General features: G+C 44.8%; 20 protein-coding genes and 2 riboswitches. Of the genes, 13 read left to right on the forward strand and 7 right to left on the reverse strand.

All coding sequences use genetic code 11. The features are described 5' to 3' along the window. The first annotated feature begins 29 nt into the window (after positions 1 to 29). The 4 genes from M1E03_RS00870 (at position 30) to M1E03_RS00885 (ending at position 6145) form a co-directional block, all read left to right on the forward strand. Complete coding sequence (locus tag M1E03_RS00870) at positions 30 to 1865, forward strand: PTS beta-glucoside transporter subunit IIBCA (protein ID WP_458110617.1); 1836 nt, start codon at positions 30 to 32, stop codon at positions 1863 to 1865. Positions 1866 to 1878: 13 nt separating this feature from the next. Beyond that, complete coding sequence (locus M1E03_RS00875; protein WP_020453496.1) at positions 1879 to 3297, forward strand: glycoside hydrolase family 1 protein; 1419 nt, start codon at positions 1879 to 1881, stop codon at positions 3295 to 3297. A gap of 167 nt (positions 3298 to 3464) precedes the next feature. Next, positions 3465 to 3917 carry an AraC family transcriptional regulator gene (locus M1E03_RS00880; RefSeq protein ID WP_026580346.1) on the forward strand — a complete coding sequence of 151 codons (453 nt, stop codon included), beginning with the start codon at positions 3465 to 3467 and terminating at the stop codon, positions 3915 to 3917. Between the two features lie 146 nt (positions 3918 to 4063). After that, on the forward strand, positions 4064 to 6145 hold the full coding sequence (locus M1E03_RS00885; protein ID WP_026580345.1) for a catalase: 2082 nt from the start codon (positions 4064 to 4066) through the stop codon (positions 6143 to 6145). A gap of 45 nt (positions 6146 to 6190) precedes the next feature. On the opposite strand, the gene M1E03_RS00890 is transcribed toward M1E03_RS00885, so the two are convergent. Then, positions 6191 to 7384 (reverse strand): nucleoside transporter C-terminal domain-containing protein, encoded by a 1194-nt coding sequence (locus tag M1E03_RS00890; RefSeq protein ID WP_411220956.1) that lies wholly within the window; start codon positions 7382 to 7384, stop codon positions 6191 to 6193. A gap of 134 nt (positions 7385 to 7518) precedes the next feature. Further along, a riboswitch (purine riboswitch) is annotated at positions 7519 to 7620 on the reverse strand. Between the two features lie 526 nt (positions 7621 to 8146). Between M1E03_RS00890 and M1E03_RS00895 the strand changes: the two genes are divergently transcribed. Genes M1E03_RS00895 through M1E03_RS00910 form a run of 4 tightly spaced genes read left to right on the forward strand, consistent with a single transcriptional unit; the run spans position 8147 to position 11683 of the window. Continuing rightward, positions 8147 to 8443 carry a DUF4176 domain-containing protein gene (locus tag M1E03_RS00895; protein ID WP_025810558.1) on the forward strand — a complete coding sequence of 99 codons (297 nt, stop codon included), beginning with the start codon at positions 8147 to 8149 and terminating at the stop codon, positions 8441 to 8443. Positions 8444 to 8445: 2 nt separating this feature from the next. Next, positions 8446 to 9084, forward strand: a complete 639-nt coding sequence (locus M1E03_RS00900) for a hypothetical protein (protein ID WP_026580343.1) — start codon at positions 8446 to 8448, stop codon at positions 9082 to 9084. A gap of 18 nt (positions 9085 to 9102) precedes the next feature. Continuing rightward, positions 9103 to 10533, forward strand: coding sequence for an alpha/beta hydrolase (locus tag M1E03_RS00905; RefSeq protein WP_026580342.1), 1431 nt, complete (start codon positions 9103 to 9105; stop codon positions 10531 to 10533). 10 nt (positions 10534 to 10543) lie between these two features. Further along, complete coding sequence (locus tag M1E03_RS00910; RefSeq protein ID WP_026580341.1) at positions 10544 to 11683, forward strand: hypothetical protein; 1140 nt, start codon at positions 10544 to 10546, stop codon at positions 11681 to 11683. Positions 11684 to 11888: 205 nt separating this feature from the next. Here M1E03_RS00910 and galE read toward each other — a convergent pair whose 3' ends face one another. From galE to M1E03_RS00930, 4 genes are all read right to left on the reverse strand, one after another. Continuing rightward, positions 11889 to 12884: a UDP-glucose 4-epimerase GalE gene (gene galE / locus M1E03_RS00915; RefSeq protein ID WP_103749443.1), complete on the reverse strand. Its 996-nt coding sequence runs from the start codon at positions 12882 to 12884 to the stop codon at positions 11889 to 11891. Between the two features lie 30 nt (positions 12885 to 12914). Continuing rightward, positions 12915 to 13913: a glycosyltransferase family 2 protein gene (locus M1E03_RS00920; protein WP_020453486.1), complete on the reverse strand. Its 999-nt coding sequence runs from the start codon at positions 13911 to 13913 to the stop codon at positions 12915 to 12917. Further along, the gene (locus M1E03_RS00925) at positions 13913 to 16153 is read right to left on the reverse strand and encodes a glycosyltransferase family 39 protein (RefSeq protein ID WP_095291305.1); all 2241 of its coding nucleotides are present in this window, start codon (positions 16151 to 16153) and stop codon (positions 13913 to 13915) included. Before M1E03_RS00925 ends, M1E03_RS00920 begins: the two co-directional genes overlap by 1 nt. A 138-nt stretch (positions 16154 to 16291) precedes the next feature. Then, positions 16292 to 17422 carry a 5-methyltetrahydropteroyltriglutamate--homocysteine S-methyltransferase gene (locus tag M1E03_RS00930; RefSeq protein WP_023856917.1) on the reverse strand — a complete coding sequence of 377 codons (1131 nt, stop codon included), beginning with the start codon at positions 17420 to 17422 and terminating at the stop codon, positions 16292 to 16294. A 73-nt stretch (positions 17423 to 17495) separates the two neighbouring features. Continuing rightward, positions 17496 to 17605: riboswitch (SAM riboswitch) on the reverse strand. A 318-nt stretch (positions 17606 to 17923) separates the two neighbouring features. Between M1E03_RS00930 and M1E03_RS00935 the strand changes: the two genes are divergently transcribed. Next, positions 17924 to 18607, forward strand: coding sequence for a DUF3298 and DUF4163 domain-containing protein (locus tag M1E03_RS00935; RefSeq protein ID WP_103749441.1), 684 nt, complete (start codon positions 17924 to 17926; stop codon positions 18605 to 18607). Between the two features lie 98 nt (positions 18608 to 18705). Here the strand turns inward: M1E03_RS00935 and M1E03_RS00940 are convergent, their stop codons facing one another. Both M1E03_RS00940 and M1E03_RS00945 read right to left on the reverse strand, forming a co-directional pair. Further along, positions 18706 to 19236 (reverse strand): chorismate--pyruvate lyase family protein, encoded by a 531-nt coding sequence (locus tag M1E03_RS00940; protein WP_023856919.1) that lies wholly within the window; start codon positions 19234 to 19236, stop codon positions 18706 to 18708. A gap of 196 nt (positions 19237 to 19432) precedes the next feature. Further along, complete coding sequence (locus M1E03_RS00945; protein ID WP_096748400.1) at positions 19433 to 20407, reverse strand: LacI family DNA-binding transcriptional regulator; 975 nt, start codon at positions 20405 to 20407, stop codon at positions 19433 to 19435. A gap of 233 nt (positions 20408 to 20640) precedes the next feature. On the opposite strand from M1E03_RS00945, the gene M1E03_RS00950 reads away from it, so the two are divergent. From M1E03_RS00950 to M1E03_RS00965, 4 genes are read left to right on the forward strand one after another with little or no spacing between them, the layout of a single operon-like run. Then, entirely contained in the window at positions 20641 to 21939 is a 1299-nt protein-coding gene (locus M1E03_RS00950; RefSeq protein WP_035338027.1) for an ABC transporter substrate-binding protein, read from the forward strand. 11 nt (positions 21940 to 21950) lie between these two features. Beyond that, positions 21951 to 22889 carry a carbohydrate ABC transporter permease gene (locus M1E03_RS00955; RefSeq protein WP_075212861.1) on the forward strand — a complete coding sequence of 313 codons (939 nt, stop codon included), beginning with the start codon at positions 21951 to 21953 and terminating at the stop codon, positions 22887 to 22889. Next, positions 22886 to 23734, forward strand: coding sequence for a carbohydrate ABC transporter permease (locus M1E03_RS00960; RefSeq protein WP_023856923.1), 849 nt, complete (start codon positions 22886 to 22888; stop codon positions 23732 to 23734). Before M1E03_RS00955 ends, M1E03_RS00960 begins: the two co-directional genes overlap by 4 nt. A gap of 34 nt (positions 23735 to 23768) precedes the next feature. After that, on the forward strand, positions 23769 to 25004 hold the full coding sequence (locus tag M1E03_RS00965) for an MFS transporter (protein WP_035338021.1): 1236 nt from the start codon (positions 23769 to 23771) through the stop codon (positions 25002 to 25004). The last annotated feature ends 6 nt before the right edge of the window (positions 25005 to 25010 follow it).

Here is a 25010-nt window from a genome sequence, read left to right on the forward strand (position 1 = left end):
GCTTTAGGAGAGACAGGAGATGATCAACGATGGATGTTCAATCAATGGCAAAAGAAATTCTGGAGCGCGTCGGCGGGGAGAAGAACGTTGTATCGCTTGTCCATTGCGCGACAAGGCTTCGCTTCAAACTGAAAGATCGTTCCAAAGCAGACAGGGAAGCGCTTGAAAATACGGATGGCGTGGTAACCGTAGTGGAGAGCGGCGGACAATTTCAAGTCGTTATCGGCAATAACGTTCCTGAAGTCTATAAAGAAATCGGCCGGATCTCTCAACTGTTGGAAGGTTCTGCGGCCGATCACAGCCAAAAAGAGAAAGGAAGCCTCACCGGTAGATTAGTAGATATCGTATCTAGCATTTTCACTCCGCTGCTCGGCGTCATGGCAGGAGCGGGGATTTTAAAAGGCCTGCTTTTGATTTGCACAAACGCCGGCTGGCTCTCGCCGGAAGAGACGACATATACGATTCTATACGCGGCAGCCGACAGCCTGTTTTATTTCCTGCCTTTGCTGCTCGCCGTTACGGCCGCCAAAAAATTTGGAGCGAACCCGTTCATAGCGCTGACGATTGCCGGGGCGCTGATCTATCCAACGATACTCGAACTGAAAAACAGCGGCGCCCAGACGGAGTTTTTCGGCATTCCGGTCGTCTTGATGAATTATACGTCGACCGTTATCCCGATTATCCTTGCCGTATTTGTAATGAGCTATCTTGAAAGATTATGTATGCGCTTTATTCATGAAAGCGTGAAGAACTTTATCACCCCTTTATTATGCCTGACGGTGATGGTGCCGTTAACTTTGATCGTATTCGGACCGCTCGGTGTTTACACAGGAAACGGGATTGCGGCGGCGATTCTGTCCGTTTTTGATTTCAGCCCGATTCTGGCAGGAGCGATTATCGCGGCCTTATGGCAAATCCTTGTCATCTTCGGCATTCACTGGGGGATCGTCCCTGTCATTTTGAACAACATTGCCGTCCACGGCAAGGACTACATCAAACCGGCGACGGCAGCCGCCGTCTTTGCCCAAACAGGAGCTGCGTTTGGTGTCATGCTGAAGACGAAAAACAAGAAGTTGAAGGCATTGGCAGGATCTGCTGCCGTTACCGGGATATTCGGGATTACAGAGCCGGCCGTCTACGGGGTGACACTCAGGCTGAAAAAGCCGTTTGTATGCGGTGTCATCAGTGCGGCGGCAGGCGGAGCCATTATCGGATACTCCGGCAGTGTCGCCCTCGCTTCCGGCGCTCCGGGCTTGTTGACGATTCCGATTTTTTACGGACCGGGCTTTCTCGGCTTTATCATCGGAATTACAGTTTCGTTTGTTTTATCAATTTTGCTCACTTACATTGTCGGCTTTGACGACCCTGTGGAGGAGACGAAAGAGCAGCCCGTTGAAAAAAGCGCCGGTGAACCAATTTGCAGCCCTTTGCAAGGAGAAGTCCTGCCGTTAACAGAAGTATCAGATAAGGTGTTCGCATCGGGGGCGCTTGGAGAAGGAATCGCGGTGCTTCCGTCAAAAGGCGTTGTCACCGCTCCTGCGGACGGCACTGTGACAACGGCATTTCCGACGGGTCACGCATACGGCATAACGTCGGATAGCGGAGCCGAGATTTTGATTCATATCGGAATGGACACGGTCAGACTCGATGGAAGGCACTTCAATTCCAAGGTCGAGCAGGGGCAAAAAGTGAAACGGGGTGATATACTCGCAGAATTCGATCTGGACGCTTTGAAAGAAGAAGGGTTTGACGTGAAAACACCAATCATCGTTACAAATTCCGGTCAATACACGGATATCATTCCAACGGATCAAAAACAGGTGAAGACTGAAGAACCGATCATCACTTTAATTTCATCACCATAGGAGGAAAATAATCATGAAATATAAAACATTAGCTCAATTTCCGGAAGAATTTTTGTGGGGTGCGTCTACTTCCGCTTATCAAGTGGAGGGCGCTTGGGATGAAGATGGAAAAGGGCCTTCTGTCATCGATGCGCGCGAAAGCTACCCGGAAGGGACAACCGATTTTAAAGTCGCAAGCGACCATTACCACCGCTATAAAGAAGATATCGCTTTGTTTGCGGAAATGGGCTTCAAAGCGTACCGTTTTTCGATTGCCTGGACGCGCATCATTCCGGACGGGGACGGCGATATTAATCCGAAGGGCATCGAATTTTACAGCCGTTTGATCGATGAACTCCTGAAATATGGAATCGAACCGATTGTTACGATGTACCACTTTGATCTGCCGAATGCTTTGCAGAAAAAAGGCGGCTGGTCGGACAGGGCCACGATTGACGCCTTTGAAAAGTATGCGAGAATCCTTTTTGAAAGCTACGGAGACCGCGTCAAATACTGGCTGACCATCAACGAGCAAAATATGATGATTCTCCACGGATCTGCACTCGGCACACTTGATCCAAACTTGGAAAACCCGAAAAAAGAGCTATATCAGCAAAACCATCACATGCTTGTCGCACAGGCAAAAGCGATCAAGCTTTGCCATGAGATGCTGCCGGAAGCGAAAATCGGCCCTGCGCCGAATATCGCGCTCATCTATCCTGCTTCTTCGAAACCGGAGGACGTGCTGGCGGCTTTTAACTATAATGCGATCCGCAACTGGCTTTACTTGGATATGGCCGTATTCGGACGGTACAATACAACGGCATGGGCATATATGAAAGAAAAAGACTGCACACCGGTCATCGCCGAAGGAGATATGGATATTCTGCGGTCAGCCAAGCCGGACTTTATCGCGTTTAACTACTATACGTCGCAAACGGCTGAAGCGAGCAGGGATGACGGCAGCGACACGGCTGCCCGAGGCGGCGACCAGCATTTGCAGACGGGAGAAGAAGGCGTATACAGGGGAAGCAGCAATCCGCACTTAAAGAAAAACGCATTTGGCTGGGAGATCGACCCTGTCGGTTTCCGTTCGACGCTGCGCGAGATCTATGACCGCTATCAGCTGCCGCTGATCATCACTGAGAACGGCCTCGGCGCGTTTGATCAGCTTGAAGACGGAGATGTCGTAAATGACGACTACCGCATCGATTATTTAAAGGAACATATCAAGCAAATTCAGCTGGCGATCACGGATGGAGTCGATGTTTTCGGCTACTCCCCATGGTCTGCCATCGACTTGATTTCAACCCATCAAGGCTGTTCAAAACGCTACGGATTTATTTATGTGAACCGCGACGAATTTGATTTGAAAGACTTGCGCCGCATTCGCAAAAAAAGCTTTTACTGGTATAAAGACTTGATTGCTTCAAACGGCGAAACACTAGATTAAACAAAGAAAGAGGATGTTCAGATGATCTCTGAATATCCTCTTTTTTGTTGTGAAAATGATCATTTTTAAAATTTACAGAAAATTTTAAAAATGTAAATGTAATTAGTTTTAAAGCATGTTACATTCGAAACGTAACGAACAACAATCAGGAAAGGAAGAAAAAATCTATGACATTCAAAGTTGAAACACTTCCAAACTATCGTATTGCTTATATGCGACGAGTTGGTCCGTACGGTCCTGCCAATATTGAGGTAATGGAGGCATTAAAAAAATGGGCTAAGGAAAAAGGTCTTCTTGAGTCTGCCATTCTGTTTGCGATTCCACAGGATAACCCGGAAACAACATCTCCTGATCAGTGTAGATTTGATGCTTGTATTGTGATACCGCATGATTATCAAGTCGATGATTCAGTTTTTGAAGGGGAAATTTCCGGCGGAAAATACCTGATTTACGATGTTAAACATACAGCAGAAGATATTCAAAAAGCATATTCTGATACTTTTTCATCTCTGCAAAACAATGAATTTCAACTGGACAATAGACCAATAATGGAAAAATACACGGGTGATATGGTGAGCAACCCGTATTGTGAAATATGTGTACCTTTAAAATCGGTTTAATTCATTTTCTTGTCCAAACTTTGAATTTATTAAAATTACATTTCCCTTTAACGAGCGTTGCGTTTAACTCGCTGACAGACAGGGTAAATCATAAAATAGCAATCCAGATCAACTACATAGGGAATAAATATGGGGAGGGATGACAAGTGAATAACAATGATGGCCGCCGCAACGTCAATGAGCACAGCAAGGATCAGCAACTTGAACAGTACCGGTCTGACAACCGGGGCAAAAAAATGACGACGAACCAAGGTTTACGCGTATCTGAAGACGAGCACTCCTTAAAAGCAGGCGTGCGCGGTCCGACGCTGATGGAGGACTTTCATTTCCGTGAAAAAATGACCCATTTCGACCATGAACGGATTCCGGAGCGGGTCGTCCATGCGAGGGGTTTTGGCGCGCATGGCTATTTCCAGGTTTACGAGCCGATGACGGAATATACGAAAGCAAAGTTTCTTCAAGATCCGTCAGTGAAAACACCGGTGTTTGTCAGGTTCTCGACTGTAGCCGGTTCCAGGGGCTCGGGTGATACCGTCCGTGATGTCAGAGGATTCGCGACAAAGTTTTATACAGAAGAAGGGAACTATGATCTCGTCGGCAACAACATCCCTGTTTTCTTCATTCAGGATGCCATCAAGTTCCCTGACCTGGTGCATTCCTTTAAGCCGGAACCGAATAACGAAATGCCGCAGGCTTCTACGGCGCACGATACGTTTTGGGACTTTGTCGCCAACAATGAAGAAACGGCTCACATGATCATGTGGGCGATGTCTGACAGGGCGATTCCGCGAAGCTACAGGATGATGGAAGGCTTCGGCGTTCATACGTTCAGGTTTGTAAATGAAGAAGGCAAGGCGCGCTTTGTTAAATTTCACTGGAAGCCCGTCCTTGGCGTCCATTCGCTCGTCTGGGACGAAGCGCAGACAATCGCCGGGAAAGATCCCGACTATCACCGCCGCGATCTTTGGGAAGCGATCGAAAGAGGCGATGAAGTGGAGTATGAGCTCGGCGTGCAAATGATTGACGAAGAAGACGAGTTCAAGTTTGACTTTGATATCCTTGATCCGACAAAGCTTTGGCCGGAAGAAATGGTTCCTGTTAAGATCATCGGTAAAATGACGCTGAATCGAAACCAGGATAACGTTTTTGCCGAAACGGAACAGGCCGCTTTCCATCCGGGCCACGTTGTTCCGGGAATCGATTTTACAAACGATCCGCTTTTGCAGGGCCGGCTCTTTTCCTATACGGACACACAGCTGATCCGATTGGGAGGTCCGAACTTTCATGAAATTCCGATCAACCGGCCGGTCTGTCCGTTCCATAACAACCAGTATGACGGCTATCACAGAATGACGATTAACAAAGGGCCTGTCGCTTATCATAAAAATTCGCTGCAAAACAACGATCCGGCGCCTGCTTCAGAAGAAGAAGGCGGATATGTGCACTACGAGGAAAAAGTCGAGGGCAAAAAAATCCGCCAGCGCAGCGAAAGCTTTAATGATCACTATTCGCAGGCGAAGCTGTTTTGGAACAGCATGTCTCCCGTTGAAAAAGAACATATCATTTCGGCGTTCCGCTTTGAAGTCGGAAAGGTCAAAAGCAAGGACGTCCGCCGCCAAGTCGTTCATATGTTTAACAGGGTTGACAGGGAGCTTGCCAAGCAAATCGCTGCCGGTGTAGGCGTAGAGCCCCCTGAAAAAGACGAAGGCTCCAATGTGACGTTCAAATCCCCTGCGCTCAGCCAGGAAAACACGGTCAAACTGCCGCAGACGAGGACCGTCGCCATTTTAGCAGAGCAAGGTTTTGATGATGAGGACATCAGCCGGGTGTTGAAAGAGTTCAAAAAAGCCGACATCATTCCGGACATCGTCAGCTCGGCACTCGGCGTGATCAAAGGGACCGGCGGTACAGAAATAGAAGTCGGTAACACTTTGCAGACGGTCGATTCCGTGCTGTACGATGCCGTTTATATTCCGGGCGGCCAAGAAAGCATTGAACGCCTGCAATTGCATAAAGCCGCATCGGATTTTATCAATGAAGCATTCGGACATTATAAAGCGATCGGAGCCGCAGGCAAAGGGATCGATCTCCTGCTGTCCGCCGCCGGGTCCCACGCGGCAGCACAGCCGGGCATTATCACCTCTCGCGATGATAAGAGCAAAGACGACTTCGGCAAAAAGCTGGTCGAAGCGATCGGCGGGCACCGCCATTGGGATAGACAAGTTTAATAAAAAAAGAGGCAGGCTAAATGCCTGCCCTTTTACTCTATTTTTCTACCACACAAACAGCCCGACAATCCCCGCGCTCAACAGTGACACCGCTATTCCGCTGACAAGGAGCTTCCACACATTTCTTCCGATAATCGCTGATTTTTCTCCGTTAAATAAGGAATTGTATGTTCCATAGATCATTCCGATCGTACTGAAGTTGGCAAACGACGTCAAAAATGTTGTGGCCACGGCGGCTGTATGGGGCGAAATCGCATCTAGCTGCGTTTTTAAATCCATCATCGCGACGAATTCGTTTGTTGCGAGTTTCATCCCCATCAGCTGTGCGACATACATCGCGTCACCCGGCGCCAGTCCAAGCAGGAATGCGAACGGACTGAAGATGTAAGAAAAGATTTTTTGAATCGTCAAACCGTCCATGATCAACCCCAACATTCCGTTCAAACATGAGGTTAAAGCGACATATCCGATGACCATGGTGAGAATGACGATGACCATGTTCATTCCGACCATCATGCTGTTTGAAATCGTTGAGAAAAAGTCCTTTTTCTCTTCTTTTGGCGGTACGTAAATGATGTCTTCATCCTTAGTGACTTCTACCGGGTTTAAAATGCTGGCCAAGATCAACGCATTTAAGCAATTCAATGGAATCGCTGTAAATACGTATGTTGCAGGAACCATCGTTAAATAAGAACCGAGAATCGATCCGCTGATACTGCTCATGCTCATAATGCCGAACGTCAGCAGGCGGTTGTCCTTTAATACGGCCAATTGCCCGCGAATCACGGCGAGCGCTTCAGTATTCCCCAGAAACATCATTTGAATCGAAAAGAAACTTTCTAATTTAGGAAGGCGCGAGACTTTCGAAATCACCCAGCCGATCTTATCAATCATCCATGTTAAAATTCCGAAATAAGCCAGTATATCAAAAAATGTCACCACAAAGATAATCGGCAGCAAGGCGCTGAAGAAAAAGTCAACGGTTTCATTGCCCATCACTGACGGAAAGGCAAACGCAATACCGTCGCTTGCACAAGCGATCAGCCACGAAAAGAAAGAGGCGATCAGGTTGATGGCCCATCCGCCGATTTTTGTCCCAAGCATAAACCAAGTCACCAAAAGCTCAACGATGAAAAGGGAGAGAATCGGCCTCCATTTTACGCTTTTCTTTCGCGGGGAACAAAAATAAATCACGGACATGACAATGAAAATGCCTAAAATGTTAATGAGAAAATACATGATGCCAACTCCCGAATGTTTTTTGAAAATAAAAAAGCTCTTACTTTTCATGGGTTCCGATAAAGAAAGCATGAAAAATAAGAGCAAATAAAAAATAGATATATTGTTTGCGCAATACACTTTTTACATGATCAAATCTATTCAAACTTCCTTGTAGTCTGGCGATTTACGGTTGCCAGGTAGAAACAATCAGACCCTATTACTGATTATATACAAGAAGTGAGCTTCTATTATTTTGACTGTATTTTATCTCGAGTTTGTGTAAAATTCAAGCTAAAAATATATTTTCACAATAGTTTTTTAAATGAAGTCACTTCTAAAGAAGGTTGCATATTGAGAGATGCACAGCAAATCCTCTGAGAGAAAGCCGGCTTTTCAAGCGGGAAGTCACCATGCACAGAACAACAGACGAAAAATGGAAGGAGATAAGATTCTTTTTATTAGAGGAGAATCGTAAGCGATTGCGCTTTATATTTCATGATGCCGCCGCCTACTATGGCGGTTTTTTTGTGAAACTTTATCTGTAAGGTTCCGTAAGTATGATGAATCGTTTCAGTGCTAAGGTCTCACGTAACATACTAATGACACCGACAAGCCTTACATAAAGAGCGAACATTAAATCAAAAGTCTTTAATTTGAATAGGTAAAACTTCATGGTTCTTTAGTTCATTGAATAAAACGAAACTTTTTTGCTATGATTTTCCTATGTTTTTACAACTTGTATATATGTCCAATTTCAGAGAAAAAGAGGGATAATCAATTATGCTATTAAAAAAGAACTATCTTCCTGTCGGCAGTGTTGTCGGCTTACATAATGATTCAAGACGTCTGCTTATCATCGGGCGGCAAATGTTTTCTGAGACAAACCATGTCATCAGAGATTATGCAGCTGTCGACTATCCAAACGGTTTTACCGATCCGAAAGAGCAGCTAGTTTTATTTAATAAACATGATATAGAAGTTGTGTACCATTACGGATATGTAGATCAAAAAGAATTGCAGCTTGATGAGTTGCTAACAGAAGCTGAAGCAGGAAAAAACGAAAATAAGGAGCAATGACGATGGGACATTTTCGTTTCAACAAAGAACTTTCACATAAGGCAGCGGGGACCATTAGTCAGCTGGAAAACGCCTTTAGCCATGTATTTGAGAACATGGTGTTTTTTCGTGAAGAATTAGACAGGCACAGCGGAAAAGCCGCCGCAGCGCTGCAGAAAAAAATGAGTGACAACATCAACTTTTTCGGTAAAGCGAGCAGCTGTTTATTATATTTTGCAGACAGTGTGCGGTGTTTTGCAAAAGCGGTCGAACTAACGGACGAATCCGACAAACCGGCCAATGTTCAGCCGCAGTCAAGATCGGAAAGAAACCATACATTTTCGGCTGAAAGAGTTCAAAGTGAAATTAAAGTAAACGGTGAATCGTTACACCAGGCAACCGGAAAGTTTGAATCAAATCTATCTACATTAGATGAAGTTTTGCACCATTTTGACACAATGCTCAGAGAAATGATGTATGAAACAGAGTTTCCGTGGGAAAAATTCGATGACGTCTGGTCTGATGCAAAGTCGCACATCAAATCGATCATGACGGAGCTTAAAAAAAGAGTCAAAGAACTTTCGGCAAACGCCAAAAACATCATTAAGGAATTAAAGCGCGTCGATAACGTAATCTCACAACAACTGCAAAGAGTGAAATGATGGAAGGGAACTAGAGTTATGGCATATTATAATAGAGAGCCAGAAATCACAAATATTATCAAAAGCCATGAAAGAAGAGCTAATCGAATGCTGCAGCATGCTCAATCCAGCCGTTTGCTTGAAGCTTTTAATAAAATATGGATTTCGATAGAAAATAAAGAACTTCCGAACTTTGTATCAAAAAACGTCATGAATTTTAATGTGGCGGATATCAAATCGGAAATCAACGATTGGATAAAGGATTTAAAAGATTGTCAGGAGAATGCCAGACGCAAGTTTGAGTCTATGGAAGACCCCTCACCGGAAGACATACAGAAACGCAACAATATTACGAGTGACGTCGTTCTTTTAATTAGCCAATACGAGAATCTAAAAAATGGCCTTGATCAGGTGGAACAAGATTTCAGCAATGTCGCCCGCACCCACCGCGCCCCAATGCGCGAAGCCTTGACAGACATCTCAATCTTGTATAATTCGGTTAATCATGTGAAAGGCGATTTTTCGGATTATAAGAATGTTTCGGTTTATGTGCATGGGATTGAGGATAGTGGGAATGGTTTCTATAAAAGTGTAAAAGATGCTGCGCAGAAGGGTGACCTTATCGTTCGTATTACGAAAAATGAAAAAAACGAATATGTTTATGAATACTATTTTATTGACGAATATGGAAAAATATACACAAAGGAAACCTATGAAGAAATAAAAGGTCTTGAATATTTCAACACAAACGGTCGTCTCCATATTGTTTATGACACAAATGAACCAAATGAGCATCGGCAAGCAACAAGTGACGATTTAGCAGAAAAGTTAAATGAGATGGGGTTGATGAATGATACAACAAAGATCGATATGTTTGGCCACAGCTATGGCGGAAGAAGATCACTGCAATTTGCGATGGATTACTCTGACCATGTGCGGAGCATAACAACAATCGGAACGCCATATGATAAAAATCTCTTAGCTACCGGTGCTAATAGAGCACGCTGGATTGCAGACAATGCTGCTGGAAGAGATACTATGAATACGAGTGATTATTTAGATTTTAATGAAGATAACAAAAACAATGATAATGGAAAAAACTACAGTAATGCCTACACTGATATGGACAGTGAAGCGATGACTGAAGACATTAATCATTTGAAATCTGCCAATCCTGAAGTCTATCAAAAGCTACAGAAAATGGACATTACCGCTGCGGCGGGATACAGAACAGAGGATACTGTGAGTTTTTCCCCTTACTATACCGCAAGCGGAAAACATAAAATAAACAGTGATGATATCGTTTCAGTTGAAAGTCAACATGGGGACATATTAGGTGATCTCATTGATAAAAAGCCAGAAATAGAAGTAAAAGGTTTCGGTGTCACCAATCCTGGACATATTTATGAAGTTGAAGACTCTGAATTTGTAGACTTAATTCGAGAGGTTAACAAAAAAGAAGCAGAATAGGAGAAGATCGATGAAAAAGAAAGGGTTTATAAGTATATTTTTTTTAATGGTATTTCTGCTCCTCACCATCACCGGCTGCGGCAAAGATGATGTTCAGGAAGTCAACTATAAAAAAGGCTTACCGAAAGAAGACAGTCCAGCATTTGGAGAATTTATGAGACATGAACTAGACTTAGCGACAGATGCAACTCTTAGTTATCAAAATAGTACATATACGATCATGCGCAGTGATAAAAAGGGGCTACGGTACTATCAATATAGCGATGAGGAACTAGAGGATTTTTACAGACCTTTTCTTTCAGCTAAAAAATATCCTGCAACAAAATTACATGATTTGAAAACAACTGAATTTCTAACTAAAGAAAAACTTATCCACAATAAACTTGAACATAATCTGCCGGAAATGACATTAGATAAAAAGAATGTTCTAAAAGTGAAAACAAAAAGCGGAGAAAAAAAAATAGAGTTTCCATCAGCTAAGGGTAAAAAAGTACATCTGGCGTTAACAGCTGTTAGCAAAGACAGCATGCTTATACAAGTAGACGTATATGAAAAATTTAAAAATGGTGACTTCGGGGACAGACAAATATATTATCTTTTTTTAAAAGGAGATTTTTCACAATACCGGATTGTCAAGGAAGATGAGTTAAATGCAACAATTGAGTCTGGGAAACTGAAGGAATACTTATCCGTTTTTTCAAATGTAACGAAGGATGGATCATATCGTAAGTTATTCGGTAAATACATTTTCGAAAAAAAGACGAATAAAGTCCGGAAAATTAAAGACACTGATATTCTGAGCGAAGACGGTAAATATGTTTATATTAACGGAGCAAAAGAAAAAGAAACAAATGTAATGGCTGATGGTATTCAACAGATACAAACCGTGGATAATTATTTAAAAGGAAATGACAAATATGAAGCTCAATTTAAGATTGACTTCAAACAAATTGCGAAAGAGATGGATTTTAATGCGGGCGATGCAAGGATAGCTAATATTCATTATTTTAATAAAGATTATGTAGTTTTGTATATTTCCTATCATGGGAAGACAATTGGGACAGCAGGAGCTGTTAATGTACTAATCGATTTACAAAAAAGTAAACAACAGCCAACGGCTTACTTAGTTGATTTAGGAATTGAATCATAGAGGGACTGAAGAGTTTTTATTCAGTCCTTTTCTTATTTGACAAAGGTAGGCCACAAAAGTGGGATAAGCCTTCTGTCATTTTTGCAATTCAAATAAAAACATTTCAATGGCCTGCCGATGATCACCAACTACCGCAAAGACGATGGAGAAAAAAACGCACCTCCATCGTTAGACACTGCCTAACGATAGGGGTGCAGTTCATTTTTCACCCTTGCCTCACCTTCTCCGACGTATACCCATTCGGATTCGCAGAGTGCCAGTTCCAGGCGTCGCGGATGATTGCGATCAGGCTGTTGTGCTTTGGAGTCCAGCCTAATTCTTTTTTGGCTCTGGAGGAAGAAGCGGCAAATGTTGCTTGTGAGTCGATGTCCGTTTCTGTCAGCTTTGCGGCGATAAGAGGAATGCCTGTGACATATTGGGCGGCAAGGATGATTTGTTCAGCGGAGTAGCTTTCGCCATAGCTGAGATTGTAGATTCGGCTATCCCTGCCTTTCCGCAAATGGCTGATGGCGAGCACGTGTGCTTCTGCCAAATCCTGAACGTGAACATAATCGCGGAAGCCTGTTCCGTTTTCAGGGTGATCTATGTGAACAAAAGGAAGGTGTCCGAGAGCGGTTCGCAGAACATTGGAAATGAGATGTGTTTCACTTCCCCGGTCTTCGCCGATGATGACAGATGGGTGGGCGCCGCACGCATTGAAGGAGCGGAGGATCACATATTTCAGACCGTACGCTTTTTCCGCTTCCATCAGCATTTTCTCCATCATCCATTTGACCTTCCCGTGCGGGTGAACGGGTTCTGGTTCGGTTTCTTCTATGACAGGGAGGTTCTGCGGACAGCCGTAGACCGCAACGCTTGATGCAAAAACGATCCGGCCGACATCGTATTCTTTCATCACCTCAAGCAGTGTTTCCATGCCTGTCATGTTTTCGTTGAAAGAAGAAAAAACGCGATTCGACTGTAATGGAATAGGTGATGCTGCGAAATGCATGACGGCTTCAATGTCCTCATTTTCAAATACTTGCTTGAGAAAATGCCGGTCGCGAATATTCCCTTCATAAAACGCAGCTTCGGGGTGAACGGCTTCTGCGTGTCCCGTTGCCAGGGAATCCACAACGACGACTTTTTCTTTTTTCTCAATTAACGTGTAAACGGCGTGGGAACCGATATAACCGGCTCCCCCGACAACAAGTATGCTCATCGGAATTCCTCCTTTTGGATCTCTTATCTTCTACATGATATGGCGCTGCGGAGCTGCCGCCCGCCGCTGTTCTTCAAATCCGTATTTGCCGTCAATGATATATAGCGGCCTGTCTTTCACTTCGTCATAAATGCGGCCGATGTATTCGCCGATCGCTCCGAGGATGATCAGGATAAAGCCGCTGAACAAGCATTGCAGAATGATCATCGAAGACCACCCGGTAATGGTGCTTGTCGTAAACAGCTTCATGCAGACGACGATGAAGGCATATATAAAACCGACCGCTGACAGCGCGATTCCTGAGTAGCTTGCCAGTTTCAGCGGCTGAAAGGAAAATGAAGTGATGCCGTCGAGCGAGAGCTTCAGCATTTTTTTGAGAGGGTACTTCGTTTCCCCTGCAAGCCGTTCGTGGCGCTCGTAATAGACGGCGGTCTGCTTGAACCCGAGCCAGCTGACAAGGCCGCGGACGAAAGGATTTTTTTCTTTCAGCTTGTTCATTTCATTGACCACCTTCCGGTCCATGAGCCGGAAATCTCCCGTATCCACCGGGATATCAACGTCTGTGAGTTTTCTTAAAATACGGTAGAACATGGCGGCCGTTTGCTTTTTGAAAAATGTTTCTCCTTCCCGCTTTGTGCGGACGGCGTATACAACGTCAAAGCCTTGGCGCCACTTTTCCGCCATTTCCAAAATCAATTCGGGAGGATCCTGCAAATCGGCATCGATCACCACGATCGCTTCGCCGGCAGCATAGTCGGTACCGGCCGTAATGGCGATCTGATGACCGAAATTTCTTGAGAAATTGATGCATTTTACTGCCGGGTCTGACTGAGCAAGCGACTTCAGCATGTGAATACTGTCATCGCTTGAACCGTCGTTTACAAAAATCAGTTCATAAGGGTCGCCTGTCGAGTCCATGACGGTTTTTAATCGGTCATAGGTGCTTTGAAGTACTTCCGCTTCGTTGTAGACAGGGACTACGATTGAAAATGTGACTTGTCTCTGCATATTCATCACCTTTCCTTTCATCAATCAAGCTCCACTTTATAAAGCGTCTGATTTCCGCCAGGTCCGCCTGACTGGGAATCGTTATCTGAAGAAGAGCTGCTGTATTCGTTTTTTGAAATTTCTTTTCCGTTTTCTTTAATCCAGTTAGTGATTTCTGAGTTGTCTTGGCCTCGACCGTCGCCGATCATGAAGTACTTGACTTCGCCGTTTTTGACGAGCTTCTCAAGTTTTTCAACCGTCAAAATCGGGTCGCTTCCAGAGAATCCGCCCATCGCCATGACAGCTTTACCTGTTTTGATGATGTAAGATTGAGCAGACGTTGCGCTGGAGACCGCAAATAAATATTTTTCACCCGTGTTGTTCTTTTCAAGGTAGCTCAACAGTTCTTCATCGACTGATTCGCCGCTTCCAGGGCTGCCGCCGCTTGGTCCGCCTTGTTGACGGCCGCTTGCGCCTTCGCCGTTCTGATTTTGGCTGTTTTGGCCGGAACCGGTATCAGTTGAAGAATCATTGCTGTTTGAACCAGGACCGAAGCCAGGTCCGTTATTGTTGTTTTGATCACTGTCTGTTTGACCGTCTTGGCTGCCGAATCTGGGAGGTCCGCTGCCGTTGTTATTCTGCATCTTCCCTCCGCCACCGCCGCCAAATGATTGTGCGGATTTAGGTCCGGCCTGCGGAATCATGCCGTTTACACCGTCAGCGAGCGTTGCTGTTGTCCAATAGAAAGGTCCGATCAGCATGCCGAGCAGCGCTGCAAGTGATACATAGTAGCTGAATGACTTTCCTTTTTTGAAAAAGATGAGAAGGCAGCTTGTGACAATGCCAAAAGCGCCGATCAATATGCTCCAGACGATGCCGATTTCGCTGAGATAAGGACTCAAAATATACAATTCAAATGCGGTTGTCAGCAAAATTCCGATCGGCAGAAGCTGTTTTTTCCAGCCGCTTTCTTCCTGATAGAGGCGAACGAGCGCTGTCCAGCCTGCACCTGATAAAGCGGCAATCGGTGCTGCCAGCATGATCAGATAGTAATGGTGGAAGAATCCTGCGACGCTGAAGAATGCAGCGACTGGCAGAAGCCACATCATCCAGAAAATCGTTTCAGTCGTTATTTCATTGAATTTGCGTTGACCGCGAAGGCCCGTGATCAGCAAACCGATGATGCCGAAGAGTACAAACGGGATGAGCCAGCTTGCCTGTCCGGAAAGCTCGGATTGGAATAGTCTGAGAGGGCCGGGGTTTCCTGTGCCAAACATGCCGCTCGTGCCGCCACCGGGACCTCCGCCGCCGCTTTGAACATCACCCTGCTGGCCGTCCGGTCCGCCTGAAGGCATCTCGCCCCCGCTCGGCGGAGCCATTTGTCCATTTGTCGAGTCTGAGTTGTTTTCGGTATCGCCGCTTTGCTGCTGCGGCATTTCCTGCTGCTGGTTCTTTTGATTTTGATCAGATGAGGAGGTTCCGCCCCCGCCAGCACCGTTTTGGCCTGTGAGACGCTGGATGCCGTTGTAGCCAAACGCCAGCTCAAGGACAGAGTTGGTCTGGCTGCTTCCAATATAAGGGCGCGAACTCTCCGGCTGACTATCGACGACTACCGCCCAGGAAACGGAAACGCCTGCCAGAACGATCAAGGCTGTGATAAGAGACACAATTTTTTTGCGAATCGTCGTTTTTGCTGCAATCATGTAAAACAGCAGGAATGCCGGTAATACCATGTATGCTTGCAGCATTTTGACGTTAAAGCCGACGCCGACCATACAGAATGCGCCGAGCAGCCAGCCGATTTTTCCTTTCCGGACTGCTTTAAACAACATCCAGGTTGCAATCATCAAACAAAGGGTGAGAATGCTGTCGACGTTGTTTGTATGGCTGACCGCAACGGCAATCGGCGTACACGCCATAATAAGAGCTGAAATTCTGGCCGCCGTTTTGCCAAAAGTAGGTTTTACAATAAAGTACAACAGTGCTACGGAAATCACTTCGGCAATCGCTTCAGGAAGAACGACGCTCCAGCCGTGCACGCCGAACACAAGTGCAAAAAGTGTCTGAATCCAGAGTGCAACCGGCGGTTTATCAACTGTTACAAAGCCTGCTGGATCAAATGATGCGTAAAAAAAGTTATGAAAACTTTGGGTCATACTTTCAACGGCCGCCGTATAGTAGGCGTTGTCTGTGTCACTATTCCAGATGCCGTACAAGTTTAAAGCTGCAGATAATACAAGAATGAAGACCAGGAATATATCGATTTTCCTTTTCTTAATCATTGTTCGATCACCTCACTAAAGAGCATTATAGAAGCCAAATATGATCAAACTATGAACAAATCAAGAAGGAATTTTAAATTGTATAGAGGGGCAAAAAAAGAGACATGCCGTCAGGAGGCATGTCTCAAATATGAGGTGTTATTTCCATACGTCTTCTGCGATCTCGACGACATGACGCAGTTTTTCCCATTGCTGCTCTTCTGTCAGGAGATTGCCTTCTTCTGTGGAGGCAAAGCCGCACTGCGGGCTTAGGCACAATTGGTTCAGGTCGACGAAGCGAGCTGCTTCGTCGATGCGCCGCTTAATATCATCCGGGTTTTCAAGCTCTCCGAATTTTGATGTGATCAGGCCGAGGACGATCTGCAAGTCTTTCCGTTTGACATAGCGAAGCGGTTCGAAGCCGCCGGAGCGCTCGTCATCAAATTCAAGGAAAAGTCCGTCTAAATTGAGTCCGTCGAAAATCGTTTCTGCAGCCGCATCGTAGCCGCCTTCCGCCACCCATGTTGACTGGAAGTTGCCGCGGCAGATGTGCATGGTGACCGTCAAATCGTCCGGGCGTCCTTCAACTGCTTCATTAATCGTGTTGGCGAAGGACTGGCGCAGTTCATCAGGCTGGCGGCCGAAGGCTTTGATCTGCTCATGTCCTTTGTCTGAGAAAAATACCGACCAGGCCGTGTCATCCAGTTGCAAATAGCGGCAGCCGGCATCGTAAAATGCGCGGATCGCTTTTTTGTAAGCCTGCGCGACATCGTGATGGAACTCATCCAGATCCTCGTACGGGCTTTCTCCAAGTTTTCCTCTGAAAAACAGCATATTCGGGCTCGGAATCGTCATTTTCGGCGTATGTGTGCCCGCAATATCATGAAGAAATTTATAATCTTCCAGCATCGGATGGTTTGTAAAATCGACTTTGCTTGTTACTTTGATTCCGCGCGGCTTCGTTTCAACATTATGAAATTGAATGCCCTTGTCCGCTGTATATCCTTCTACGCCGTCAAGCCCTTCAAGAAAATCGAAATGCCACCATGACCTGCGGAATTCCCCGTCAGTAACGGCTTTAAGGCCAATTTCTTTTTGCTTTTCGACAATGCGCTTGATCTCTTCGTTTTCGACTTCGCGCAGTTGTTCAGCGCTAATTTCACCGTTCGCTTTTTGAATACGCGCTTTTTTTACGGGCGCAGACCTTAAAAGACTCCCCACCTGATCAGCTCTGTACGGTCCGATTTTTTTCCCAGGCGTTTGCTTCAGTACATCGGTTGATTGTGTCATGCTTCATCCCTCTTTCTTTATAGACATAAAAAAGCTCTTCCCGATAAGGAAGAGCTTGATATATTCAATCTCCTCCTTATCTTCAAGAGCACGTACATGCTCTTAAGGATTTAGCACCATTCTGTCATAGACAGCGGTTGCCGGGTTTCACAGGGCCAGTCCCTCCACCACTCTTGATAAGGAAAACCTTTTTATGCAATTTTTTAATAGTTTTAATATTAATACTTTTTATAAAAATGTCAATGGGTTTAAAAAAACTATTTGGTTTTTCATTTTCTTCTTCTGCGGTTAAACCGGAGGGCGTATCGAATCAGCGTGTGAATTTTTTGTCAAGACAGTCGTTCAAATGGTCAACAAGGTGCTGAACGAACAGGGTGAATTAGAATATTTTTCAATTTTTATCTCCGAAAATAGAAACTTTCTCGCGAGTTCACCGGTCTATCATGTGTACCTGATTTCAAAATGGGTATGATAAACAATGACAGATTAAGGAGGGTTCTTATGAACAAAAAAACAGTGTTTAAAGCGTTAGGTATGCTGATGACAGGGGTATTGTTTTTTGCGCTGTACGGTGCGGCCGCACTTCCTTCTGCACACGCGGCAAATGAAAAAAAGCCGACGGTCACGAGCCATACTTACAAAAACATTAAGGCTTTGAAATACCCGCAGGTTGCAAATGTAAGCACCAAATCTCTCCAAAATAGGATCAACAAAGATTTTAAACGTTATATTGAGCAGTCCTACAAAGATTATGTAAAAAACAAGAAAGACGGCCAACAGCACGGTTACCAAACAGATTATCAAACGTCCTTTGAAGTGAAATACCGGACCGGCCAAAAGCTGAGCATTCTGACAAGTAATTACGTCTACTCCGGCGGAGCGCACGGAAATACGGCAGTCCGCTCTTTCAACTATGACCTTGCCTCTAAAAAGCGGGTGTATTTATCAGATATCTTAAATACAAAATCGAAAATGGATAAGACAAAAACATACATTTACGACTATATTCAAAAACACAGCGACATTTTCTTCCCGGATGTGAAGAAGAAAGACATCGTCCTTGGTAAAAACACGGCTTTTTATTACACAAAAGACGGCATTGCGATCGTCTTCCAGCAATACGATGTCGCTCCTTATGCTGCCGGAAATCCGGTCGTTGCCGTTCCGAAAACGGTGTATCAATAAATAACAGCCCCTGTTTCGCAGGGGTTTTTGTTTTGAGGGAAGAAGGAATGGGGAGGTTATGGAAGCCTTTTCATGAAGTGGCAGCTGACGGGCATGATTCAGCCCGCAGTCCGTTCGCAGATTTTTTCTAAATCGAATAGCTCGCAGACATAGAACATGCACTGCCGGCCGCTGATAATCTGATATTTTTTAAAAGCATATGTCCGGTCTGCTGAAACAGGTACAAGTTGTGTGAAATGTTTTCCCAGGCAGTCGCCCGTACTGAAAATTTCACGCCTTGACTCCAGTTCTGCAATGATTTTCCCGATGGGAAGCCTTTCTGCCTGCAAATCTTGTTTGATGGCGGGCGGCAGTAAGTTTGTTTTAACATAGACATAATTATAAGATAAATAATCATCGCCTGTTTTCAAAGAGGAAGTTCTAAACAAGATGTCATCATCGCGTTGAAACAGCCTCGCTTCTTCAGGTGACAGCTTGTCATAATCAATATTATTTTGCTGAAAAACTTCGATTTCGGCTTTGCCACCGATCAGCGTTTCAATCGCTTTGGTTGTTGAACCATCGGTTTTGGTTAACATGTCTTTTACAATAGCAACTAGAGTTTCAGGAAAAAAGTGGCTTACGCTCAATGAAAGGCACCCCCGTACCAAAATTAGAATTTTTTGAAAACTTGTCTTTAAATTTATCATGTGGAGATGCGTTTGTCTAGAAAAATAAGTTAAATTTTAGGTTAGTAATGTAAATTTTATATTTTTAACAATTGGATAGATCAGGATATGTATGGAAAAAGGAGACGTCAATGTCTCCTTTTTTTGTGCGATTCATTTAAGTCGTCTCTCCTTCTAAAAGCTGTACGGGCAAATAGGTTTCCAGCTGTAAATCATCGAATTCGCCTTCGATGGCTTTGGACAAAATCTCGATGGCCGTCTTGGAAATGAGTTCAATCGGCTGCTGGATGGTTGTCAATTCCGGGAGGATGGACTGAACGGCTTCCGTTCCGTCGTAGCCGATCACCTTTAATTGCCCGGGAATGTCTTTTCCGCGTTTTTTTGCTTCGGTGATGACTGTAGCGGCCATGAGGTCATCGCTGGCAAAAATGCCGTCAGCTGCAGGCTGTTCATCAAACAGTTTTGAGATGATTTCCCGGTAATTTTGATGAAAGGGAACCTCATATGTAATCGGCTGCCTTCCGTGTTGTCGCATCACATCTTCATATGCTTTTCGTCTAAGATTTGCCGGTGTTTTCAGCTCAATTGGTCCGTTGAGATGGATGATGTGCCGGCAGCCTTTTGCAATTAACAGTTCTGTCGCTTTTCTTCCTCCGTCATAGTTATTGGAGCCGATGACGGGAATCGTTTCCGATAAGTAATGATCGATGGCGACAATCGGCAGGTTTTGCCGATGATAGTTTAAGATTCCCCTGTTGTAGGTCACGGCGATGACGCCGTCCACTTGATTTCGCATCAGCATTTCCAAGTATTTTTCTTCTTTGTCTTTGCGGTTCAAGCTGTTGCAAAGCAGCAGTTTGTAGCCCATGGCAGCGCAGATGCTCTCAATATGAAAGGCCAGTTCGCCGAAAAACGGGTTGCTGGAGTTAGGGATGATGAGCCCTATTAAATGAGTTCGTTTACGAAATAAAGAGCGGGCCAAATCGTTTGGAAAGTAATTGATTTCTTCCATCGCTTTATAGACTTTTTCTTTTGTTTTTTCACTAATATAGCCGCGGTTATTTAATACCCGCGATACGGTTGTTGGTGAAACTCCCGCTTTTTTTGCAACGTCGTGAATGCTAGGCTTCATTCCCTTTTCCCCCTGCTAGTTTACTGAAACGGCTTACAATTCTCGTCACGCACTTATTTTAGAGAATCGGACTGATATGTGCAAGAAAATGCCATGATTCTGAGAAATGTACCGGGATGAATAATTGGGGAAAAAATATGTCAACCGGTTGACATGTGAAACCGGTTGACATACAATTCATTTGAAAGCGCTTTTATCTGTTGATTTATGAAAAATGGGGGGAAGTGACAAAGATGAAAAGGTGGCTCTTCGGAATTTTTTCATTGTTACTGATGTTTGCGATGTGGGGCTGCAGCAATAGCAAAAGTGCAAATAGCCAAGATGGGAAAACGCTTACGATGTGGGTGCACGTATCTGATGATAGTGAAGAAGGAAAGGTCTATCAAAAGCGGGTGGACGCTTTTAATAAAAAGTATGCCTCCGAAAACGTCAAGGCAAAAATTGATTTCATCCCCAGAAGCGGAAACGGCGGCGGATATGAAGACAAAGTGAACGCGGCGCTGACAACGAACACCTTGCCGGATGTGATCACTTTGGACGGACCGAATACGGCGGCTTATGCGAAATCTGGTGTAATTGCGCCATTGGATGAGTATATCAAAGACCAGGATGATTTATTGCCGAGCATTAAGCAACAGGGAACCTACCAAGGGAAACTGTATGCGATCGGCGTCAGCGAATCGTCGGTCGGTATTTACTATAACAAAAAAATGCTGAAGGACGCCGGCGTTGACTTGAAAACGCTGCCTACGGTTGAGAATCCATGGACGTGGGACGAATTTCTTGAGCTTTGCAAAAAGCTGAAAAATAAATATGACAAACCGGCCATCGATATGCAGTTGCAGTCAAAAGACGAAATGCTGACTTATGCGCTTTTGCCATTTGTTTGGTCGGCTGGCGGTGATGTCCTTTCAAAAGACGGCAAGAAGTCGGAGGGTGTTTTTAACGACAAACCGACCGCTGCAGCGATGACATTTATTCAAACAATGCTGAAGGAGGGTTACACGACCCGGACTCCGGTTAAGCAGGCGTTTGAAACGGAAAAATATCCGATGAAAATGAGCGGTGTCTGGACGGTAACCGACATGGAAACAAATTTCCCTAATGTCGATTATGGGGTGATGCCGTATCCTGTTTCGCCAAAAACAAAAAAGCTTGTGTCCCCTTCAGGAAGCTGGCAGTTTGCCATGACACAGACGTCTGAAAACAAGGAATGGTCGGCAAAATTGGTCGATTGGATGACAAACAAGGAATCCAACCTGGAATTGAGCCGTTCGATCGCCGCGCTGCCTGTGCGCTATTCATCAGAGAAAGTGATGGCAAAGGAATTCTCAGATGAAATGAATGTCTTCTTGCAGCAGCTGAAAGAAACGGGGCATGCACGACCGGTGACACCGGCATATCCACAGGTGACACGCGCATTTCAGCAAGCGATCGATGACATCAGCTTCTTTGATCAGCATCAGGATATTCAATCGGTGCTGGATACGCGTGCAAAAGAAATGCAATCAGCCATCGATAAGGCAAACTAGAAGGTGGAGCCATGAATAAAATTCCGTTGAAAGAAGCAAGGACGGCCTTTCTGCTGAAAAAAACCCCTGCCAATAAAATAGGGTGGCGGGACAATGTGCTGGCCTATACATTTTTAGGTCCGGCCTTGCTGATTTTGTCAGTGTTTCTCGTGATTCCTTCGATTATGGCGGTTTACTACGCATTTACAGATTATTATTTGTTAACACCTGACCTGCGCAAGTTTGTCGGTTTTGACAACTTTATCAAATTGTTCAAAGACCCTATTTTCTTGAAAAGTTTGAGCAACACATTGAAATTTGTTGTCCTTGTGATTCCATTACAGATCGGGGCCGCTCTCGGGCTGGCCCTTCTGTTGAATAAAAAGCGCAAGGCCAATACGTTTTTCAAAGTCGCATACTTTAGCCCCGTCGTCATGTCGCTTGTTGTCATCTCCGTTTTGTGGCTGTACTTGCTGAATCCGAATGAAGGAATGATCAATAACGTACTGACGCATGTCGGTTTACCGCCACAGCCGTTTTTGACAAGTCCTGAACAGGCGATCTTTACAATTGTTTTCGTTTCAGTCTGGCAGGGAGCGGGATTTCAGATGCTGATTTTTTTAGCGGGCCTGCAAAACATTCCCGGAGATGTCTACGAGGCGGCGCAATTGGATGGTATGAATAAATGGCAGCGGTTTATTTATATTACATTGCCTTTGTTGAAACCGACGTCGATTTTTATCTTTATTACAACGCTGATCAGTGCGTTTAAGCTCCTCGTGCAGCCAATGGTCATGACCCAGGGGGGACCGGTCAATTCAACGATGACAGTTGTCTATTATATTTATCAAACGGGATTTACCGATCGGATGGTCGGCTATGCAAGTTCAATTGCGCTCTTGTTTGGCACGATAATTGGATTGGTGACGCTTGCGCAGCGCAAGCTGGTGAAGGAGGATGAAGGCGGATGAGAAGGAAATTCGGGCCTTTAACGATACTGGAATATATATGCCTTGTTTTGCTGGCGGTTCTGTTTATATTTCCGCTTATTTGGATGGTCGCTTCATCGATGAAACCGGAAGCCGATATTTACAACAATATCAGCAGCATTAAAGCGTTTCTCCCGTCTTTTCATCCGTCGGAATGGTTTCAATCCTACAGGGAAGTGCTGTCACGGTTTGATTTACTAATGTATATCGGTAACAGTCTGTTTTACGGTTTGTGTGTGGCAGCGGGAGCGGTCATTATCAACGGAATGGCGGGCTTCGCATTCGCCAAGCTGCAATTCACAGGTAAAAAAGTGCTGTTTACCATATTGCTGGCGCTTTTAATCGTGCCGATGGAAACGATTTTAATCTCGCAGTTTACAATTGTTCATAAGCTCGGACTTGTTGATACGCGCCTTGCCGTGATTTTGCCGGCGCTTGCCGGGGCTTTCAATATTTATTTGTTCCGAAACTTTTTCATGGCGATCCCGGGGGAGATGATTGAGTCGGCCAAGCTGGACGGAGCCAATACATGGCAGATTTTCTGGCGGGTGATGCTGCCGATGTCGAAACCGGCTGTTGCTACTGTGGGGACATTGGCTTTTATCGGCAGCTGGAATGACTATATTTGGCCGCTGATGGTTTTGACGGATAAGTCGAAATTTCCGATCCAGGTGGCGATTACAGCCATCAACAGCACCGAGCCGGTTTATACGAACCAGGTAATGGCTGTCTTGACGATTTCCACGATTCCGCTGATTCTCATCTACATTGTAGCCCAACGCTACATTTTAGATGGCCTCGGCGGTTCAGGGACAGGCATCAAATAGATACATCCAAATCGGGTTAAAGGAGCAAATGAAAATGAAAAGCTCAAACAGTCTGTATTGGAAACTAAGCGCTTATTTTTTCTTTTTCTTTTTTACTTGGTCTTCCAGCTATTCTTTATTTGCGATTTGGTTAGGGCAAGAAATCAATTTGAACGGGTCCGCGACAGGCATTATCTTTTCTGTAAACGCTATCTTTACTTTGTGCATGCAGCCTTTGTACGGTTTTATCTCTGATAAGCTCGGTCTGAAGAAAAACATATTATTTATGATCAGTTTGCTTCTCGTATTTACGGGTCCCTTTTATATTTTCGTCTACGGACCGCTTTTGCAATACAATGTCTTTCTCGGGGCTATCGTCGGCGGAATTTATTTGGGAACTGCTTTTCTCGCCGGAATCGGCGCGATTGAAACCTTTATTGAAAAGGTCAGCCGCAAATATCACTTTGAATATGGAAGAACAAGGATGTGGGGATCCCTCGGCTGGGCTGCGGCGACATTTTTTGCAGGTCAGCTGTTCAATATCGACCCGAATATCAACTTCTGGGTTGCTTCCGTTTCAGCAGTCATATTGGTAGCCATTATTGTTTCCGTAAAAATTGAGATGACAGATTATGAAAAGGAAAGGGCAGACTCGGTCGGATTAAAAGACGTGGGAGGGCTTTTTCTCTTAAAAGATTTCTGGTTTTTGATGTTGTACGTGATCGGCGTAACTTGCGTATACGGCGTCTATGACCAGCAGTTCCCGCTTTACTACGCTTCCTTATTTCCGACTCCGGCTCTGGGGAACCAAATATTTGGATACCTTAACTCATTCCAAGTATTCATTGAAGCGGGCATGATGTTTCTTGCGCCTTTCATCGTCAATAAGCTTGGTCCTAAAAAAAGTTTGATTTTAGCGGGGCTGTTAATGGCTTTCCGCATTATCGGCTCCGGACTTGTCAGCGGACCGGTCGGAATTTCATCAATGAAACTCATTCATGCTTTAGAATTGCCGATTATGCTGATTGCGGTGTTTAAATATTTGGCGACTAATTTTGATAATCGTCTTTCATCCGTACTTTATCTTGTCGGCTTTCAATTCGCATCCCAGGTAGGCACGTCGATTTTTTCGCCGCTTGCGGGAGGCTTATACGACAGCATCGGATTTCGCCACACTTATCTTATCATGGGAGCAATGGTCCTTTGTTTCACCATTATTTCGATTTTTACCTTGCTAGACTCAAAGAAAGACGTTGAATTTGCTCAAAGTCTACAAAGAAAGCATATATAGAAAGGG

The organism is Bacillus sp. PK6-013 (assembly GCF_054161445.1).

Coding starts and splice junctions, on each gene's coding strand:
- M1E03_RS00870 (WP_458110617.1), top strand. CDS start 30: ATGGATGTTCAATCAATGGCAAAAGAAATTCTGGAGCGCGTCGGCGGG.
- M1E03_RS00875 (WP_020453496.1), top strand. CDS start 1,879: ATGAAATATAAAACATTAGCTCAATTTCCGGAAGAATTTTTGTGGGGT.
- M1E03_RS00880 (WP_026580346.1), top strand. CDS start 3,465: ATGACATTCAAAGTTGAAACACTTCCAAACTATCGTATTGCTTATATG.
- M1E03_RS00890 (WP_411220956.1), bottom strand. CDS start 7,384: ATGTATTTTCTCATTAACATTTTAGGCATTTTCATTGTCATGTCCGTG.
- M1E03_RS00895 (WP_025810558.1), top strand. CDS start 8,147: ATGCTATTAAAAAAGAACTATCTTCCTGTCGGCAGTGTTGTCGGCTTA.
- M1E03_RS00900 (WP_026580343.1), top strand. CDS start 8,446: ATGGGACATTTTCGTTTCAACAAAGAACTTTCACATAAGGCAGCGGGG.
- M1E03_RS00905 (WP_026580342.1), top strand. CDS start 9,103: ATGGCATATTATAATAGAGAGCCAGAAATCACAAATATTATCAAAAGC.
- M1E03_RS00910 (WP_026580341.1), top strand. CDS start 10,544: ATGAAAAAGAAAGGGTTTATAAGTATATTTTTTTTAATGGTATTTCTG.
- galE (WP_103749443.1), bottom strand. CDS start 12,884: ATGAGCATACTTGTTGTCGGGGGAGCCGGTTATATCGGTTCCCACGCC.
- M1E03_RS00920 (WP_020453486.1), bottom strand. CDS start 13,913: ATGAAAGGAAAGGTGATGAATATGCAGAGACAAGTCACATTTTCAATC.
- M1E03_RS00925 (WP_095291305.1), bottom strand. CDS start 16,153: ATGATTAAGAAAAGGAAAATCGATATATTCCTGGTCTTCATTCTTGTA.
- M1E03_RS00930 (WP_023856917.1), bottom strand. CDS start 17,422: ATGACACAATCAACCGATGTACTGAAGCAAACGCCTGGGAAAAAAATC.
- M1E03_RS00935 (WP_103749441.1), top strand. CDS start 17,924: ATGAACAAAAAAACAGTGTTTAAAGCGTTAGGTATGCTGATGACAGGG.
- M1E03_RS00945 (WP_096748400.1), bottom strand. CDS start 20,407: ATGAAGCCTAGCATTCACGACGTTGCAAAAAAAGCGGGAGTTTCACCA.
- M1E03_RS00950 (WP_035338027.1), top strand. CDS start 20,641: ATGAAAAGGTGGCTCTTCGGAATTTTTTCATTGTTACTGATGTTTGCG.
- M1E03_RS00955 (WP_075212861.1), top strand. CDS start 21,951: ATGAATAAAATTCCGTTGAAAGAAGCAAGGACGGCCTTTCTGCTGAAA.
- M1E03_RS00960 (WP_023856923.1), top strand. CDS start 22,886: ATGAGAAGGAAATTCGGGCCTTTAACGATACTGGAATATATATGCCTT.
- M1E03_RS00965 (WP_035338021.1), top strand. CDS start 23,769: ATGAAAAGCTCAAACAGTCTGTATTGGAAACTAAGCGCTTATTTTTTC.